At 60.7% G+C, this 17272-nt stretch carries 10 protein-coding genes; 7 read left to right on the top strand and 3 right to left on the bottom strand.

Going from position 1 to position 17272, the window contains the following annotated elements; all coding sequences use genetic code 11:
* Positions 1 to 48 precede the first annotated feature (48 nt).
* Together J5J09_RS00735 and pbpC are read left to right on the top strand one after the other, a co-directional pair.
* The gene (locus J5J09_RS00735) at positions 49 to 5508 is read left to right on the top strand and encodes an alpha-2-macroglobulin family protein (RefSeq protein WP_208547818.1); all 5460 of its coding nucleotides are present in this window, start codon (positions 49 to 51) and stop codon (positions 5506 to 5508) included.
* Entirely contained in the window at positions 5505 to 7592 is a 2088-nt protein-coding gene (gene pbpC / locus J5J09_RS00730; RefSeq protein ID WP_208547817.1) for a penicillin-binding protein 1C, read from the top strand. Before J5J09_RS00735 ends, pbpC begins: the two co-directional genes overlap by 4 nt.
* Positions 7593 to 7643: 51 nt before the next feature.
* On the opposite strand, the gene J5J09_RS00725 is transcribed toward pbpC, so the two are convergent.
* Complete coding sequence (locus J5J09_RS00725; protein ID WP_208547816.1) at positions 7644 to 8348, bottom strand: DUF1013 domain-containing protein; 705 nt, start codon at positions 8346 to 8348, stop codon at positions 7644 to 7646.
* A 230-nt stretch (positions 8349 to 8578) separates the two neighbouring features.
* Between J5J09_RS00725 and acs the strand changes: the two genes are divergently transcribed.
* Positions 8579 to 10531 (top strand): acetate--CoA ligase, encoded by a 1953-nt coding sequence (acs, locus tag J5J09_RS00720; protein WP_208547815.1) that lies wholly within the window; start codon positions 8579 to 8581, stop codon positions 10529 to 10531.
* Positions 10532 to 10572: 41 nt separating this feature from the next.
* Here the strand turns inward: acs and J5J09_RS00715 are convergent, their stop codons facing one another.
* Both J5J09_RS00715 and J5J09_RS00710 read right to left on the bottom strand, forming a co-directional pair.
* Entirely contained in the window at positions 10573 to 11016 is a 444-nt protein-coding gene (locus J5J09_RS00715; RefSeq protein ID WP_210387923.1) for a thermonuclease family protein, read from the bottom strand.
* Positions 11017 to 11062: 46 nt separating this feature from the next.
* A complete protein-coding gene (locus J5J09_RS00710) occupies positions 11063 to 11308 on the bottom strand; it encodes a DUF1674 domain-containing protein (RefSeq protein WP_246745760.1) in 246 nt (81 codons plus the stop codon).
* An 86-nt stretch (positions 11309 to 11394) separates the two neighbouring features.
* On the opposite strand from J5J09_RS00710, the gene htpX reads away from it, so the two are divergent.
* From htpX to purH, 4 genes are all read left to right on the top strand, one after another.
* Positions 11395 to 12357 carry a zinc metalloprotease HtpX gene (htpX, locus tag J5J09_RS00705; RefSeq protein WP_208547814.1) on the top strand — a complete coding sequence of 321 codons (963 nt, stop codon included), beginning with the start codon at positions 11395 to 11397 and terminating at the stop codon, positions 12355 to 12357.
* A complete protein-coding gene (locus tag J5J09_RS00700) occupies positions 12354 to 13730 on the top strand; it encodes an RsmB/NOP family class I SAM-dependent RNA methyltransferase (RefSeq protein WP_246745759.1) in 1377 nt (458 codons plus the stop codon). Before htpX ends, J5J09_RS00700 begins: the two co-directional genes overlap by 4 nt.
* 219 nt (positions 13731 to 13949) lie before the next feature.
* Positions 13950 to 15542, top strand: coding sequence for a heparinase II/III family protein (locus J5J09_RS00695; protein WP_208547813.1), 1593 nt, complete (start codon positions 13950 to 13952; stop codon positions 15540 to 15542).
* 111 nt (positions 15543 to 15653) lie between these two features.
* The gene (gene purH / locus J5J09_RS00690; RefSeq protein ID WP_208547812.1) at positions 15654 to 17270 is read left to right on the top strand and encodes a bifunctional phosphoribosylaminoimidazolecarboxamide formyltransferase/IMP cyclohydrolase; all 1617 of its coding nucleotides are present in this window, start codon (positions 15654 to 15656) and stop codon (positions 17268 to 17270) included.
* Positions 17271 to 17272: the final 2 nt, after the last annotated feature.

The following is a 17272-nucleotide window of genomic DNA, read 5'->3' as shown; positions in this document are numbered from 1 at the left end:
AGAAGTCTGAAAAACTGGTGCCATACACCAAGCCTTGGGAGGGACAGGATGTCCAGGCGCCGATTTCTTGCGATTGCGTCAGCAACCTTGATCGTTTCGTTTTCCACTCTCATATCAAATGCCTCGGAGACAACGAGGACGGTCGTCACAACCACCGATGCCGATTATTTTGGCTTCGACCTTCGAACCGAGCGAAATGTCTCACTGGAGCAGTGTGAGCAGACCTGCGTGGAAGACGATATCTGTCGCGCTTTCACCTATAATCCCAAGGCGCGCTGGTGCTTTCTGAAGTCTGATTTCGAAACACCCAACGCTTTCCCAGGAGCAATCGCGGGGCGCGTGGTCGAGGGCGGTGACGATGTCGATCTGGGTGCTCCTCCCGCGCTTGCCTTTGTTTCGGAGGCCATTCGCCAGCAGGCTCGCGATCAGAAGGCAAACCTTTCCTTGCCGGATGGCTATGCCGGAATGGGTTTTGCCGGCCTTGTGGGTTTCGCTCACTCGGAGCTTTCTGCTGGGCGGCCTGAGGGCGCTCTCTCGGCATACAAGGCAGCCTTGTCGATTGAGGCGGAAGATCCCGAAATCTGGCTGGGCGCCGCGCGTGCTGCAAACCGAATCGTCGGCAATCCCGACCTTCGGGCTGAAGGTGTTCCGCTCGCCTTCAATGCCTATCTTGTCAGTCGCACGGCCGGCAGTCGCGCCGGCGCGCTGGTCGCGCTCGCGGAAACCCTCGCAACAACGGAAAACTATCGCGCCGCATTGTCTGCGTATAGGGAAAGTCTCGCTTTGGTCGAAGCTGCACCTGTGGTGGCCGCTTATGAGGATTTGCGGGCGCGGTATGGATTCCGTGTCATTGATCATTCGATCGATTCAGATGGTGTCACGCCGCGGGCATGCGTGCAGTTCTCGGAGCCGCTGGTCAAGCGTGGTATCGATTACGAGAACTTCGTTCTTCTCGATGGGAAGGCGCCGCAGGCTGTCAGTGCGAAGGAAAATCAGATCTGCGTGGAAGGACTTGTCCACGGACAACGCTACCAGCTTCTCGTCCGGGCCGGGCTTCCCTCGTCAGTGGATGAAGACCTGCCGCAGGCCGTAAATCTCGATCTCTATGTGCGGGACCGCGCGCCCTCGGTGCGCTTCACCGGCGAGAATTTCGTTCTCCCGTCTACTGCACGCCATGGTATCCCGCTTGTCACCATCAACACCGACAGCGTCGACCTGTCTCTCTTCCGGATTGGCGAGCGAGGCATTGCCCCGATGTTTGCCGGTGGACGCTTCCTCAACCAGCTCGACGGTTATGATGCCGAGCGGATCGAAGCGGAAACGGGCGAAATTGTCTGGAAGGGCACGCTGGAAACAGCGTCGGACGTGAACCGCGACGTCGTCACCAGCGTGCCCGTTGACGAAATCCTGAAGGAACGTCGGCCGGGTGTGTATGTCCTGACGGCGACGATTCCCAGCAAGCCTTCCGAAGAATGGGACAGTCGTGCGACACAGTGGTTTGTTGTTTCGGACATAGGACTATCGACGTTCGCCGGGACCGACGGTCTTTCCGTGTTCGTTCGATCCCTGGCAACTGCCGAACCGTTGGAAGGCGTTGAGCTACAGCTCCTGGCGAAGAACAACGAGATTCTCGGCACAGCGACAAGCGACAAGGAAGGTCGCGCGATCTTCGCCGCCGGCCTCGTGAGAGGGGAAGCCGCACTTTCTCCCGCGGTCATGACAGCCCGCAAGGGTGAGGATGACTACGTCTTTCTCGACATGACCAAAGCCGGCTTCGATTTGTCGGATCGGGGCGTGACCGGTCGTCTCGCACCTGGGGCAATTGACATCTTCGCGTGGACAGAGCGCGGTATCTATCGTCCAGGGGAAGCCGTCCACACGGCGGCCTTGGCGCGTGATGGAGATGCCTCCGCGATCGAAGGCCTGCCGTTGACGTTCATATTCGCTCGGCCCGATGGCGTCGAATATAGACGTATCGTCAGCAAGGGTGGTGATCTGGGCGGGCATTTCCTGGAATTACCCCTGTTGGCCAATGCCATGCGGGGGACATGGACCGTATCGGTCCACGCGGACCCGAAGCAATCGGCGATCGCCCGCAAGACGTTCCTCGTGGACGACTTTGTTCCGGACCGTATCGAGTTCGATCTCACTAGCACGGACACAGAAATCGAGCCGGGAACACCCCAGTCGGTGGCAATTTCCGGGCGCTATCTCTACGGAGCACCGGCCGCCGGACTGAGTTACGAGGGAGAAGTCACGGTGCGGCCGACGCGGACGCGCCAGGGATTCGAGGGATACCAGTTCGGTCTGGTTGATGAAGAGTCCTCCGAAGATAGCCGGATTCCGATTGATGACGCTCAGCCGCTGGACGATGCCGGAAATGCCGTTCTCGACATCCTCGTGGATGAAGTTCCCGTCACGACGCAGATGTTGAATGCCGAGATCGTTGTCCGTCTGGGAGATGGCGGAGGAAGAGCGGTGGAACGAAAACTGGTACTGCCTGTTCGGCAGGATGGCCAGATGATCGGTATCAAGCCTGAATTCGATGGATCGGTTTCCGAGAATGCGTTGGCGCGCTTCCACGTTCTGGCTGTCGACAGCGATGGCAATCGACAGGAAGCGTCGGGCCTGCGTTGGAAACTGCTCAGGCTCGAGCGGAACTATCAGTGGTACCGGGACGGAACCTCGTGGCGCTTCGAGCCCGTTGTCACAACCAGACAGGAAGCGGATGGGCTGGTCGATCTGACCTCCGACGGTGCGGAATTGTCCATTCCAGTGTCTTGGGGCCGATACCGCCTGGAGGTCGAGGGCACATCGGTAGACGCTCCGGCTACCAGCGTGGAGTTCGACGCCGGTTGGTACGTGGAACAGGCATCGACGGAAACCCCGGATGCTCTCGAGATATCTCTCGACCGCGAAAGCTACTCGGTGGGTGAAACCGCTGTCCTAAAGGTATCGCCGAGGTTTGCCGGCAAGCTCCTTGTCACGGTTGGTACCGACAGCCTGCTGACTGCCATTGACGCGACCGTTGACGGGGAGGCGGCAGAGGTTCGCCTGCCTGTCACAGAGGCGTGGGGCGGCGGAACGTATATAACCGCATCGCTCCACAGACCGGGGGACGCCATCGAGAGCCGGATGCCCTCAAGGGCAATCGGCATTGTGTGGGCAAAGGTGGATCCCGGTTCCGCAAAGCTTTCGGTGGAACTGGCGACACCCGACAAAATCGAGCCGCGTCAGTCTCTTTCTGTCCCCATCAGCGTCAGCGGCGCGGGCAGCGATCAAGAAGCCTATGTTGTGGTCGCCGCCGTCGATGTGGGTATCCTCAATCTCACGCGTTACGAGACACCGGATCCGGACGGCTGGTATTTTGGACAGCGGCGTCTTGGCCTCGAGCTCAGAGATCTCTACGGCCAGTTGATCGATGGATCGCTCGGAGCTGCCGGGCGTATCCGGACGGGGGGCGACGGCGCCCAGACCCCGCTGCAGGGAGACCCGCCGAAAGAAAAACTGGTTGCCTTCTTCTCTGGCGCGATCCGTCTTGATGCCGACGGTAAAGCTGAGGTGTCGTTCGATATTCCCCAATTCAACGGCACCGTCCGGCTCATGGCTGTCGCCTGGTCGAAACAGGGCGTAGGGCATGCCACCAGGGATGTCGTCGTGCGCGATCCCGTTGTCATCAGCGCAAATCTCCCCCGTTTCATGGCTCCGGGAGACGAAACCGAGTTTCGGATTGAACTCGCTGCAACCGATGTCCCTTCGGGCGGGTTCGATATCGCTTTGTCCTCGAACTCGGTCCTCGCAATTGCACCGCAGGATGCGATGCGGACGATTGAGCTGACGTCTGGGAAGACAGCGGCGATCACGGTCCCTTTATCCGCTGTTCGGGCGGGGGGTGGGACAATAGATCTTGCTCTGACGAACGGCAGCGGATTGCTTCTGGAGCGCCGCTTTGATCTCCGCGTCCGCCCTGCGGCGCTGCCGATCACGGAGCGCCGGGAACTGACGCTGTCACCCGGCGCCACGCTTGCCGTCGATGGTGAGCTGCTGTCAGACAGCCTGCTGGATGACGCATCGATCAGCGTCAATGTCACCCGCGCATCTGGCCTTGATCCCGCTGCCATGCTCATGAGTCTCGATCTTTATCCTTATGGCTGTGCCGAGCAGACCACCAGCCGTGCATTGCCGCTTCTCTACTTCAACGAGATCGCGTCCATGACCGGACTGCCGGCGAGCAAAGAGATCGAAAAACGGGTCCAGGACGCAATATTCCGTCTCTTGTCCTTCCAGTCGTCCAGCGGGAGTTTTGGTCTCTGGGGACCCGGATATGGCGACATGTGGCTCGACTCCTATGTCACCGACTTCCTGACACGGGCGCGCGAGAAGGGGTACGACGTTCCGGCTGAAGCTCTGGTCCAGGCACTCGACAACCTTCAGAACCAGGTTGGCTATGGCGCTGACATCAGGGTCCAGGGAAACTCCGTCGCTTATGCGCTTTATGTGCTCGCCCGGAACAGGAAAGCGGCGCTGAGCGACCTGCGGTATTACGTCGATACGGCTCTGAACGATTTTCCAACGCCCCTTGCCAAGGCGCATCTGGCTGCGGCGCTCGCACTGTATGGGGATGAGACACGTTCGAAGTCAGTGTTCCTGGATGCGGTGCAGATGTCCGAGCAGGCGTCGATCACCAAGATCAGCTACGACAACGCAAATTATGGATCGCCGCTACGCGATGCCGCTGCCATTCTGGCGCTGGCGGCGGAAAGTCGGCCAGTTCCACCGATCGTGCCCGAACTCACCCGAATGGTAGAGCGCGACTGGAAGCAGAAGCGCTATATCAGCACGCAGGAACTGAGCTGGGGTCTGCTAGCGGCACGGGCGCTGACCGCTGGCGACGATGCGATCAAGTTGGCTGTAGACGGAACTGCGCACACCGGTGCTTACAGAACCAGGCTGGAAGGGTCCGCAATCCTCTCCGACGCGCTCGCGATCACAAACGAAGGTACCGAAAATGTGTCGGTCGCAATAACGACGGTGGCCGCGCCAGCCGTGCCGCTCGCTGCCGGGGGCGGCGGCTTTACGATCAATCGCGGCTACTACGACATGAGCGGCAACGAGGCCAACATTTCGGAGGCCAGTCAGAACGAGCGATACGTGGTGGTGCTGGAGGTGACGGAGAGCCTCGACTCCCCGCAGCAGATACTCATCACCGATCTGCTGCCGGCTGGATTCGAGATCGACAATCCAAGCCTCGTCGATAGCGCGAAACTGGAAAACTTCAGCTGGATCGGCGAGACCGAAACCGCCCATCTGGAGTTCCGCGATGACCGCTTCGTCGCTGCGATCGACAGGCCCCAAGGCAACAACGACGTGATCAGCCTGGCCTATGTGGTCCGTGCAGTTCGTCCCGGCACGTATGAGCATCCTGCGGCCTACGTGGAAGATATGTATCGGCCGGAACTGCAGGCTCGTACGGCGACAGGCCGGATGGCAGTGCAGGCGCGTCCGTGAAGACCCGACTGTTCCTGGCGCTGGGTCTTTTCGCGGCCTTGGCCGCTGCCGCATCGACTGCGGCTGTCCTCTGGGTCGACAAGAGGTTTCCTCCTCCCTTGGAGAAAGCGTCGATCGTGTCGACGGAACTGCTAGATGCCGACGGCGGTCTGCTGCGGGCGTTCGCCACCCCCGAAGGGCGGTGGCGTCTGCGAACGGAGACGGGTGATGTCGATCCGCGACTGATCGACATGCTGGTGGCGTATGAGGATCGGCGGTTCTGGGACCATCAGGGAGTGGATCCTCTTGCGCTTCTGCGTGCTGCCGGCCAGCTGGTCGGGAATGGCAGGATCGTCTCCGGCGGTTCGACGCTGACAATGCAGCTGGCCCGGCTTCTCGATCCGGGTCGTCCCCGCACGTTCACGACGAAGCTCGTTCAAATTTTCAGGGCGCTTCAAATCGAGAGCCGGCTAAGCAAGAAGCAGATCCTGGACCTTTATCTGACGCTCGCACCGTACGGCGGCAATATAGAAGGCGTTCGGGCGGCAAGTCTCGCCTATTTCGGGAAGGAGCCGACCCGGTTGACGCTGGAAGAGTCCGCTCTTCTCGTAGCGCTGCCGCAGCTGCCTGAGGCCCGCCGTCCTGATCGCCATCCGGTGAATGCGGCCAATGCAAGAACGCGCGTCCTTAAGAGGCTCCTCTCGCTGGGGTTGGTTGAAGAGACGGAAGTTCAACGTGCGCAATTGACGCCGGTCCAAAAGGCGCGGCGCCAGCTTCCGGCGCTTGCCGCTCATCTGGCCGAGGCGGCAATAAAGCGGCAACCGGATGCTCGGGAGCATCGGTCGACGATTCGCAAGTCGATACAGGAGCAACTGGAGGCCGTCGCGCGCGAATCGGTGGCCCGGCTCGATGACAAGGTGGCTCTGGCGATCGTCATGGCGGATGCCCGAACCGGCGACATCATCGCGGAGGTCGGCTCGGCGGATTATTTCGACCCGACTCGCTCCGGTTGGATCGACATGACGACGGTCAAGCGGTCGCCCGGTTCAACACTCAAGCCGTTCATATATGCACTTGCGTTCGAAGAAGGCGTGGTTGCGCAGGAGACCCTGGTTGAAGATAGACCTGCCGACTTCTTCGGCTACCGTCCCAGGAATTTCGACATGGCCTATCAAGGCGACGTCAGCGTGCGACAGGCGTTGCAGCTATCGCTCAACGTCCCGGCCGTGAAGCTGCTCGACACGGTGGGCCCGCTGAAACTCGCCGCTCGCCTTCGAAGGGCGGGGGTCGATCTGAAGCTGCCACGCGACGAGGCGCCGGGGCTTGCCATCGCACTTGGGGGCGCCGGAGTAACGCTTCGCGAGCTTGTGCAGCTCTATACCGCTTTCGGCAATCGCGGCCGGCCGGTACGCCTGACCGACGGGATTCGTGAGCCGGGACCCGACGTCGATGATGCCGCCATGATGGACGCCAGCGCCGCATGGAACGTGGTTGACGTGCTCACCGGCGTTACGCCACCGCCCCAGCGCAGATCCTTGGGCATAGCCTACAAGACAGGCACCAGCTATGGCTATCGCGATGCGTGGTCGGTCGGTTTCGACGGTCGATACGTGATCGGCGTCTGGGTTGGGCGTCCCGACAATGGCGCCGTCCCGGCGATGACGGGTTATGGCACCGCCGCGCCCATTCTTTTTGACGCCTTTGAGCGGTCCGGCCTGGTGGGAACACCCTTTCCGCCTGCTCCGGGTGGCGTAAAGCGACGTGCTCTCGCTGATCTTCCGGCATCACTTCGTCGCTTCTCGACGGATTCAGATGGACTGTTGCAACTGTCTGGCCGGCAGAAGGCGCCCCAGATCGTTTATCCGCCCGATGGGGCTCAGGTTGAACTCGGACGCGCAGTGGATGGCACCCCAATACCGCTGGCTTTAAAACTCCAGGATGGCAGGCCACCGTTCCGATGGCTCGCGGATGGGAAGCCTATGGCCGAGCAGAGCCGCTCGAGGGTCAGCCAATGGAGCCCTGAAGGCGGTGGCTATTCCAGGCTGACTGTCATCGATGCCCAGGGACGCGCAGCCAGCGTCGGCGTGTTCATCAAGCTGTTTTGACAGGGCAATAAAAAAGCCCGGTCGAGGGCCGGGCTTTCGAGGTCGCAACGATCAAAACCGATCGTCGTCCTCATCATCCTCGTTGCGGGTCGATTTCAGCGACTGCAGCTTGGCGAAGACGGCGTTGGCGTCGATTTCCTTCTCTTCCTCGCGCTTATAGTCGCTGCCGAGGAACTCGGTCTCGTTGGCGGACTGCAGGGTTGCGCCAAGCTCGGCAGCGGTCGGCAAAGGCCTGCCCTTGGATGCCTTCTCCACCTCCAGGTCGAGATCGATCTGGCTGCAGAGGCCAAGTGTGACCGGGTCCATCGGCGTGAGGTTGGTCGAGTTCCAGTGCGTGCGGTCGCGGATCTGTTCGATCGTGCTTTTGGTCGTGCCCACGAGACGCGAAATCTGGGCGTCCTTCAGTTCAGGATGGTTCCGGACGAGCCAGAGAATGGCGTTCGGGCGGTCCTGACGCTTGGAAACCGGCGTGTAGCGGGGTCCCCGGCGTTTCGAGTCCGGGACGCGGACCTTCGGCTCGGAGAGCTTCAGCTTGTATGCCACATCGTTTTCACCACGCTTGATTTCCTCGCGCGACAACTGGCCGGTCGAAATCGGGTCGAGCCCCTTGATTCCCTGCGCTGCCTCGCCATCGGCGATTGCCTTTACCTCGAGCGGATGGAGCTTGCAGAACTGCGCGATCTGATCGAATGAGAGCGCCGTGTTGTCTACAAGCCATACGGCTGTCGCCTTCGGCATGAGCAATGCTTGAGCCATCTGAAAATAGTCCTTCTCTCCGTCCGCGCCGGTGCTCGCGGGCCGTGGGTTTCAACCACAATTTCCGGGAATTTAGGGTCGTATAGCCGGAAATCCCGCGAATTGCAATTCTTTGTCCCGCAATGACCTTTGTCTAATTGTCGGGTCGGCGCATTTTGCTATGAATGAACTCGAATGGCTGGGGGCGAGGACCTTCGAAAAAGCCTGCGCATACACATGAGGAGGAGTTCATGTCTGCCAAGACCTATCCGGTTCTCAAGTCGGCCAAGAGCCGCGCTTTGATCGATAACGAAAAATATCTGAAATGGTACCAGGACAGTGTCGAGGATCCGGACAAGTTCTGGGACAAGCATGGCAAGCGCATTGACTGGTTCAAGCCGTACACGAAGGTCAAGAACACCTCGTTCAGGGGCAAGGTCCCGATCAAATGGTATGAGGACGGCATTACCAATGTGTCCTACAACTGCATCGACCGGCACCTGAAAACCCATGGCGAACGCACGGCGATCATCTGGGAAGGCGACAACCCCTATATCGACAAGAAGATCACCTACAACCAGCTGTACGAGCAGGTGTGCCGCCTCGCGAACGTGCTGAAGGCAAATGGCGTGAAGAAGGGTGATCGGGTCACCATCTACATGCCGATGATTCCGGAAGCGGCCTATGCGATGCTCGCCTGCGCCCGCATCGGTGCCATCCACTCGGTCGTCTTCGGTGGCTTCTCGCCCGAGGCGCTGGCTGGACGTATCGTCGACTGCGAATCGACGTTCGTGATCACCTGCGACGAGGGTGTTCGCGGCGGCAAGCCCGTGCCGCTCAAGGAAAACACCGATATAGCGATCGACATTGCCGCGAAGCAGTACGTGATCGTCAACAAGGTGCTCGTCGTGCGGCGCACCGGTGGCAAGATCGAATGGGCACCCGGCCGGGATCTCTGGTATCATCAGGAAACGGCGAAGGTTAAGCCGCATTGCGAACCGGTGAAGATGAAGGCGGAGGATCCGCTGTTCATCCTCTACACGTCCGGGTCGACCGGCAAGCCAAAGGGTGTCCTGCACACGACCGGCGGATATCTCGTGTACGCGTCCATGACGCATGAATACGTCTTCGACTACAAGGACGGCGAGATCTACTGGTGCACCGCCGATGTCGGCTGGGTGACGGGGCATTCCTACATCGTCTACGGTCCGCTCGCCAACTGCGCCACCACGGTGATGTTCGAAGGCGTGCCGAATTTCCCGGACCAGGGGCGTTTCTGGGAAGTGATCGACAAGCACAAGGTCAACGTGTTCTACACCGCTCCGACCGCCATCCGCGCTCTCATGGGAGCTGGCGACGACTTCGTGAAGAGATCTTCGCGATCCAGCCTCCGCCTCCTCGGTTCCGTCGGCGAGCCCATCAATCCCGAAGCCTGGGAATGGTACTACAACGTGGTTGGCGATCAGCGCTCGCCGATCGTCGATACATGGTGGCAAACTGAAACTGGAGGTATTCTGATTACGCCTCTACCCGGCGCCACCGATCTCAAGCCCGGATCGGCCACCCGTCCGTTCTTTGGCATTCAGCCGCAACTCGTCGATAACGAAGGCAATGTCATCGAAGGGGCGGCAGACGGCAATCTGTGCATCATCGACAGCTGGCCCGGTCAAGCGCGGACGGTTTACGGTGACCACCAGCGCTTTATTCAGACGTATTTCTCTACCTATAAGGGCAAATACTTCACCGGCGATGGCTGCCGCCGCGACGAAGATGGGTACTACTGGATTACCGGACGCGTCGATGACGTTCTCAATGTGTCAGGCCACCGTCTGGGTACCGCCGAGGTCGAATCGGCGCTCGTCTCGCACCACCTCGTTTCCGAAGCCGCAGTTGTCGGCTATCCGCACCCCATCAAGGGTCAGGGCATCTATTGCTACGTGACTCTGATGGCGGATCATGAGGGTGACGACAAGCTCCGCCAGGACCTCGTCAAACATGTCCGCACCGAGATCGGGCCGATCGCCACTCCGGACAAGATCCAGTTCGCTCCCGGACTGCCGAAAACGCGATCCGGCAAGATCATGCGGCGCATCCTGCGAAAGATTGCGGAGGACGACTTCGGCGCGCTCGGAGATACGTCAACGCTCGCCGATCCGGGTGTGGTCGATGACCTGATCGCCAATCGGCAAAACCGCGCTCCCTGACGATGTTTCGCCCCTCCTGCGCAAACGGGAGGGGCATCAATCTAGCAAAGAGGCGGTTCCTTTCGGCCACCGTCGTATGGCCTTGCGAGGCCTGCCGACAACATCGCGCTCCCCAGATCCTGGCCATTCTTAAGGCGGACGGCAGCGACGATCCGGCCGTAATATTTGTCGCCGGCGATGTCCGTCAGTTCAAGCGTCGCGTCGTCGGGGACAAGGCTCTTCAGCACGTCCTTCGCCTCGATGGCCCGACGCCGGGATTCGAAGCAGGACGAGCGAAGCTCTGGCGCATCGATCCCTCTCAGTCGCACATAGGTGATGATGCGATGATCCGGCCACGGCGTGGCCTCCACGAGCAAGGTATCACCGTCAATGACTTCGAGGAGATTGGCCGTCACCGGCCCGGACAGACGCTGCCGGGACTCGGCATACTGCACTGGAAGCGCGAGCGCCAGAAGCAAGGCTGTGATGTGTCGCAGCGATAACATGAGAGGAATATATTCCTCTTACTGTCAGCGCGCAACGGTGCCAACGTCAGAAATCGATGGCTCGACCGTTGATCTCCCAGTCGCCGAAACGAGCGGGATCGGAACCGCCGCGTCCGCCGATTTCTACCGCGGGCTGACTTTCAGTCGCATCGCGGCGCCGCGCCTCAGCTTCCGCAAGCGCTCGCCTGGCCGCGGGACTCAGAGCCTTCTGATTCCCATCGCCAGATGCGGTCTGTCCCGCATTGTTGTCATTGTCCGCATTGGCGCCCATGACCGAATCGTTCCTTGCCATTATTGAAACTTGACGTGCGCTTTTTAAATCTAAGGCAGACTGATCGATGATCCAACCCCTGGGGTGGATTTACACGGGAGAACGCCATGAACCTCATACGGACTGCCATGTTGCTCGCCTTCATGACGGCGCTGTTCATGGGTGTTGGTTATCTTATCGGTGGCCAGGGCGGTATGATGATCGCGCTTGTGATTGCCGCCGGGATGAATTTCTTCTCCTACTGGAACTCTGACCGGATGGTGCTGTCCGCCTATCACGCTCAGGAGGTGGATGAGCGGACGGCACCTGAATTTTACCACATGGTGAGGGATCTGACGGCTCGGGCGAACCTGCCCATGCCGCGCGTTTACGTTTTCGACAACGATCAGCCGAACGCCTTCGCCACCGGCCGTAATCCGCAAAATGCTGCGGTCGCAGCGTCGACCGGTCTTCTGCGTACTCTCTCGCCCGAAGAGGTGGCCGGGGTGATGGCTCATGAACTCGCGCATGTCGAAAATCGCGATACCTTGACGATGACGATCACCGCGACCCTCGCTGGCGCGATATCGATGTTGTCGAACTTCGCCTTCTTCTTTGGCGGAAGCCGGGATGATCGGAACAACCCGCTGGGTTTCGTCGGCATCCTGATTGCCATGATCGTGGCTCCGCTCGCTGCGATGCTGGTTCAGATGGCGATCAGCCGCACACGCGAGTATGCCGCTGATCGGCGGGGCGCGGAAATTTGCGGAAATCCCCGTTGGCTGGCGTCCGCGCTTGCGAAGATCGCCGGCGCCGCCACCCGAATTCACAACGACGATGCCGAGCGGAACCCGGCCACGGCGCACATGTTCATCATCAATCCCCTGTCGGGGCAACGGATGGACAACCTCTTCTCCACGCACCCGAACACGGAAAACCGGATCGCGGCATTGGAACAGATGGCTACCGACGGGCAATTTCGCTCGACCGACCGGGATGTCACTGCTAAGGCGGGGCGCAGGTCGCGCACTGTGCCGGACACGGGCTGGGGGCGTGGCGGAACAAGTTCACGTAAAGGTCCCTGGTCTTGAATTCGAATACAAAGGGCAATGTCCCCTCCCCTAAAGGTCGGGGAACTTTGCCCGAGAAGGCCGGACTGGAGGCGCGCGCAACGGCTGCGAGATTGCTGGCCGCCGTGGTGGATCGAAAAACCTCTCTCGACGGCATGCTGGACGCCGAACACGGGAATCCGGCATATCTTGCGCTCGATCCGACGGATCGAGGCTTGGTACGCGCGATCGTTCAATCGTCGCTACGCTATCTGCCGCGCATTGAAGCAATCCTTGATCGCCTTCTCGCGACCCCACTGCCTGCCGGTGCTCGTTCTTTGCAGCACGTGCTGGTAACGGGTGCAGCGCAGGTCCTCTATCTGGACATACCAGATCATTCCGCCGTTGATCTCGCGGTGGAAATGGCCAACCGCGATCCGCGAAACAGGCGTTTCGCCAAACTGGTCAATGCGATCCTGCGCCGCGTCAGTCGTGACAAAGCAATCTTGCTGGAAGAGGTGTCGGGTATCGCCTGCGTTCCGTCGTGGTTCGAGCAACGGCTTGTCGATGCCTACGGCCGCGAACGTGCCATCAGCATCGCTGAGGCGATCCTGGAACCTGCCGCAATCGATCTGACGGTCAAGCAGGATTCCGAAGTCTGGGCAGCACGGTTGGAAGGCCGGTTGCTTCCGACTGGAAGTCTCCGTCTGCAGGCCTTCAAGGGTGCGGTCTCCGAGCTCGATGGATATGACGATGGCGCCTGGTGGGTTCAAGACGCGGCGGCCTGTCTGCCTGCCCAACTGTTCGGCAAAACTCTGGCCGGCCGGCGCGTCGCAGATCTTTGCGCGGCGCCCGGCGGAAAGACCGCGCAGCTCCTGCTTGCGGGTGCCGAGGTGGTTGCAGTCGAGCAATCGGCCAATCGTCTTCGCCGTTTGGAGACCAATCTCTCGCGCCTCGGGCTGAGCGCGCAAACCGTGAAGTCGGATCTGCTTGCGCTGGATGCCGGTGACGGATTCGACGCAGTCCTGCTTGATGCACCGTGCTCATCGACAGGCACTATCAGACGTCATCCGGACGTTTTATGGACCAAGTCGCCGGAGGATATCGGGAAACTGGCCGAGGTGCAGGGACGGTTGCTTCGCCATGCCATGACACTTGTCCGGCCAGGAGGTCTGCTGGTTTTTTCGAACTGCTCGCTTGATCCGCTGGAAGGAGAGATGCTGGTCGAGAACGTTTTGTCGAACCGTAGCGATTTTGCGCGCGAACCGGTGCTACCGGAGAACTGGCCAGGTCTCGAGACCGCCATCACCGCAAAGGGAGAATTCCGCACCACGCCGGACATGCTGCCTGCAGCGGACGGCGTTGCGGGTGGAATGGATGGCTTCTACGCCTGCGTTCTCAGACGCCTTTCATGAAATCTTAATTCAAAGGCCAGATGAATCAGATTTCGAACCTGCTAAAACAGGCGCCGTGACCGTGGTCGCATCTCCAAATCGGCGGTGGGCGAAAAGTGCGGTCAAAGCGCTGTGCGTACAGGTGAGCTCGTCGCGGATGCGCCACGGGTTTGAGAGCGAGGAAGCTTGATTCGGCTCTATGTGCGTGAGCTATGGCGCAGGACGCTCCGTCGATCCGCCATGCAGCCCCGTTTGCGGCTTGGCAGCTGGAAGCGGACGAAGCTGCTTGTTGCGCCGACCGATCTGCGGGCGATTGATCCCTTTGTTGCAGAGGAGATCATGCTGGGACGATTTCCTTTGGCGGGTCGCATTCTGGAGGTTGGCGAGGACTCGCCCTTCGCGCACGACATGCCGTCGGAGCTTTTTTCCGTCCGCCTGCAGTCCTTTTCCTGGCTCCGGCATATTCGTTCCAGCAAGGATGACGAATGCCGCGGACGAACGCGGTTCATTCTAGACGACTGGATCGATCGATACGGCTCCTGGGCAACCGGTGGCGCCTGGGAACCTGACGTGGCTGCACAACGCCTTATCGCTTGGCTGTCCCATTCCCCGATCGTGCTGCAAGGCGCCGATGCCGGCTTCTATCGCCGCTTTTTGTCGAGTGTCTACCACCACGTCCGTTATCTGGACCGAATGTGCGATTTTGCGCCCGACGGTCTTCCGCGGTTCAGGGCGCGTATCGCCCTGGCCTTTGCCTCGATCGCGATGGAGAATTCGGCTTCGTCGATCCGCCGCGCGTCCCGGGCACTCGATCGTGAGATCGAGCGGCAAATACTACCGGATGGTGGACATATCTCGCGAAACCCACAGGCCGCCGTCGAGCTTTTGCTCGACCTCCTGCCGCTCCGGCAAACCTACATAAACCTCGGCCATGAGGTGCCAAACCGCCTCATCCCGGCGATTGATCGCATGTTTCCGGCGATCCGCTTCTTCCGGCATCAGGGCGGCGATCTTGCGCTGTTCAACGGCGCCACGTTGACACTCGCCAATGATCTGATGGCGGTACTGCGCTACGACGAGACCGCCGGCCAGCCATTCAAGGCTTTGCCCCACAGCCAGTTCCAAAGGCTGTCGGCGGGTGACACCGTGATCATCACCGATGTCGGTCGACCTCTGTCAGACGACCTTTCGCGCGTCGCGCATGCGGGCTGTCTTTCCTTCGAGATGTCCTCCGGCCGGCAGCGTTTCATCGTCAATTGCGGGTCGCCCCGGTTCGCCGGAAGCACGTTGCGGGAAATAGCGCGCGAGACCGCGGCCCACAGCACCGTGATCCTCGGCGACCGGTCTTCCTGTCGGATCTCGCGGTCCGATTTTCTCGGTCCGATCTTCGTGGACGGCGTCCGGGAGGTCGATGTCAACAGACAGACAGGGACGGATGGCAGCGACCGCCTCCTGGCACGGCATGATGGTTATCTCGGGCGATACGGCGTTCTGCATGAGCGCGAGATCCGTCTCAGCGCGGATGGCAACAAGATCATCGGTCGGGACCGGATCCTTCTGCCGGACAGGGAGCCTGCGACGGGGGTCTATCCGGAGCCGGCGCTGGCGCGCTTTCATGTGCACCCTTCGGTCACGTGCACGCAACTTGACGAGCAGACGATCCGACTCGATAGCGCGAGTGGCGGAAGCTGGACCTTCAAGGCCATTGCCGGCACGGCTGCCCTGACGGAGGACGTTTTCTTCGCCGATGCGTCAGGGACACGGCCATCGGAACAGATCGAGTTGACGTTCCTCACGCCGGAGATCGTCTGGTCGTTTACCTATAGTCCCTAACGACACGGCGCTCTCCAGCCAAAGCGCGGTTTCATCCCGGCGAAAGCTGTGCTAGGCGCACCGCGAAGGTTTCCACCGTGAGCCTCAATCCACGCAGAGCGGAGTTGCGCCATGGCCGTCGTATCGAAGAAAACCCCTGTTCCCGATCTCGTTCCGGTAAAGACGGCCCTGTTGTCGGTATCCGACAAAACAGGTGTCATCGACCTCGCGCGGGCGCTTAGCGACGCAGGCGTGCGCCTTCTGTCCACAGGCGGAACGCACAAGGCCATAGCCGCCGCCGGCCTGCCGGTGACGGACGTCTCCGACGTTACCGGATTTCCAGAAATCATGGATGGTCGCGTCAAGACCCTTCATCCCAACGTGCATGGTGGCCTGCTGGCCATACGTGATGATGCCGAGCACGCGGCGGCGATGGCGGAGCATGGGATAGAGGGCATCGATCTCGCGGTCATCAATCTCTATCCGTTCGAGCAGGTCCGTGCCCAGGGCGGGGATTACCCGACCACCGTCGAAAACATTGATATCGGTGGACCGGCCATGATCAGGGCGTCCGCCAAGAACCACGCCTATGTCGTGGTTCTGACCGATCCCTCCGACTACCAGGGACTGCTCGAGGAACTCTCGTCGAACGGTGGGGCGACACGATATGGATATCGTCAGCGCATGGCGGCAAAGGCCTACGGGCGTACCGCCGCCTACGATGCGACGATTTCGAACTGGCTCTGCGAAACGCTGGCCATCGAGACGCCGGATTACCGAGCGATCGGGGGCGCTTTGAAGGAGAGGATGCGTTACGGTGAAAATCCGCATCAGTCGGCCGCCTTCTACGTCACCGGCGAAGGCCGTCCCGGTGTCGCAACCGCCGAGCTCCTTCAGGGCAAGCAGCTTTCCTATAACAACATCAACGACACCGATGCGGCTTATGAACTGGTGGCTGAGTTCCTGCCACAGAACGGGCCGGCCTGCGCCATTATCAAGCACGCCAACCCGTGCGGTGTGGCGACCGGCGCGACGCTCGTGGATGCCTATATGCGCGCGCTTTCTTGCGACGCCGTCTCGGCGTTTGGAGGGATCGTCGCGCTGAACCAGACCCTGGATGCGGCGACCGCAACGGAGATCGTCAAGCTCTTCACGGAGGTGATCATCGCGCCTGACGTGGACGAAGAGGCACGAGCCATCATCGCGTCGAAGCCCAATCTTCGCCTGCTGAAAGCGGGTGGACTTCCTGACGCCCGCGCCGCCGGGTTGACGGCCAAGACGGTGTCGGGCGGCCTTCTCGTCCAGTCGCGGGACAATCTCGTGGTGGAGGACCTGCAGCTCAAGGTCGTTACAAAGCGCGCCCCGACGCCGACGGAGCTGGAAGACATGAAGTTCGCCTTCAAGATCGCCAAGCATGTCAAATCGAACGCGGTCATTTACGCGAAGGATGGACGCTCTGTGGGCATTGGCGCCGGTCAGATGAGCCGCGTCGATTCAGCTCGGATCGCCGCCATGAAGGCCGAGGATGCCGCGCGCGCCATGGGTCTCGAAGCGCCGTTGACGCACGGATCGGCCGTGGCCTCGGAAGCCTTCTACCCGTTCGCCGACGGACTTCTTGCGGCAATTGCGGCGGGCGCGACGGCCGTTATACAGCCGGGTGGGTCCATGCGCGACGAGGAGGTGATTGCCGCCGCCGATGAGCACGGTGTCGCCATGGTGTTCACGGGTGTCCGCCATTTCCGGCATTAAGC

The sequence above is a fragment of the Ciceribacter sp. L1K22 genome (genome assembly GCF_017599385.1).
Lineage (GTDB): Bacteria > Pseudomonadota > Alphaproteobacteria > Rhizobiales > Rhizobiaceae > Allorhizobium.
This window is presented reverse-complemented; position numbering and strand designations above follow the sequence as displayed.

Excerpts from the sequence above, each read along its gene's own strand:
- J5J09_RS00725 (WP_208547816.1), bottom strand. The coding sequence starts at position 8,348 with ATGGCTCAAGCATTGCTCATGCCGAAGGCGACAGCCGTATGGCTTGTA.
- purH (WP_208547812.1), top strand. The coding sequence starts at position 15,654 with ATGGCCGTCGTATCGAAGAAAACCCCTGTTCCCGATCTCGTTCCGGTA.
- acs (WP_208547815.1), top strand. The coding sequence starts at position 8,579 with ATGTCTGCCAAGACCTATCCGGTTCTCAAGTCGGCCAAGAGCCGCGCT.
- J5J09_RS00715 (WP_210387923.1), bottom strand. The coding sequence starts at position 11,016 with ATGTTATCGCTGCGACACATCACAGCCTTGCTTCTGGCGCTCGCGCTT.
- J5J09_RS00710 (WP_246745760.1), bottom strand. The coding sequence starts at position 11,308 with ATGGCAAGGAACGATTCGGTCATGGGCGCCAATGCGGACAATGACAAC.
- J5J09_RS00695 (WP_208547813.1), top strand. The coding sequence starts at position 13,950 with ATGCAGCCCCGTTTGCGGCTTGGCAGCTGGAAGCGGACGAAGCTGCTT.
- J5J09_RS00735 (WP_208547818.1), top strand. The coding sequence starts at position 49 with ATGTCCAGGCGCCGATTTCTTGCGATTGCGTCAGCAACCTTGATCGTT.
- htpX (WP_208547814.1), top strand. The coding sequence starts at position 11,395 with ATGAACCTCATACGGACTGCCATGTTGCTCGCCTTCATGACGGCGCTG.